Source organism: Trabulsiella guamensis ATCC 49490, assembly GCF_000734965.1.
Lineage (GTDB): Bacteria > Pseudomonadota > Gammaproteobacteria > Enterobacterales > Enterobacteriaceae > Trabulsiella > Trabulsiella guamensis.
On record NZ_JMTB01000169.1, the window covers coordinates 1 to 1,082 of the forward strand.

General features: G+C 63.8%; 1 protein-coding gene. It reads left to right on the plus strand.

Features of this window, described 5'->3' with window-relative positions; all coding sequences use genetic code 11:
- Nucleotides 1-1,082, plus strand: a 1,082-nt coding sequence (gene tssI / locus GTGU_RS23340) for a type VI secretion system tip protein TssI/VgrG (RefSeq protein WP_038163554.1), incomplete at both ends; no start/stop codon positions are given.

Genomic DNA, 1,082 nt, shown 5'->3' on the forward strand with positions numbered 1-1,082 from the left:
GCAGCAGCCTGCGGCAGAACTTCCGTATATTCCAGCAGCAGGACACTGAGGCCATCACCGCCACCCTGCTGGCGGAAAACGGCATCACCGACTGGACCCCGTGGTGTTACGGCGAACACCCCGCCCGGGAGTTCTGCGTGCAGTACGGGGAAAGTGACCTGGCCTTCCTGACCCGCCTGTGGTCTGAGGAGGGCATCTTCTTTTATGACCGTCCGTCAGCCGGGGGAGACGGCCTGGCGCTGAGGCTGACCGATGACGAAGCCGGGCTGTACCCGGCCGGGGAGATGGCGTTCAACCCGGACAGCCGGGCGGACACCACAAATCCCTGCATCAGTGAATTCCGCTATCAGGTGCAGGTTCGCCCCTCCTCTGTCGAAACACAGGACCACACCTTCAAATCCCCATTGTGGGATGCCCGCTTCGGCCGTGACGCAGAGTACCTGAACGGGCAGTACGCACAGTATGAAATCTTCGACTACCCGGGGCGCTTTAAGGATGAACAGCATGGCCGTGACTTTGCGCGTTATCAGATGGAAGGCTGGCGTAATGATGCGGAAATGGCGGTCTGCGTCAGTAACTCACCAGCCCTGTGGCCCGGCACCCGCTTCACCCTGACCGGACATCCGTCAGACCTGTTTAACCGGGACTGGCAGGTGGTGAGCGGCGTGCTGAGCGGGGAACAGCCGCAGGCGCTGCACGGCAGCCGGGGTCAGGGCACCACCCTGAGCAACCATCTGACAGTGATACCGGCAGACCGTACCTGGCGGCCACGGCCGGCCGCGAAACCGAAAGTGGACGGTCCGCAGAGCGCCATCGTGACCGGCCCGGAAGGCGAGGAAATCTTCTGTGATGAGTACGGCCGGGTGCGGGTGCGTTTTCACTGGGACCGGTACGCACCGGGGAATGAGGACAGCTCATGCTGGATACGGGTGTCGCAGGCATGGGCCGGTGCCGGGTTCGGCAACCTCGCCCTGCCGCGGGTGGGCCAGGAGGTGATTGTGGATTTTCTCCACGGCGACCCGGACCAGCCGCTCATCACCGGGCGGGTCTGGAATGACATCAGCCTCCCGCAGGGCAGCCTG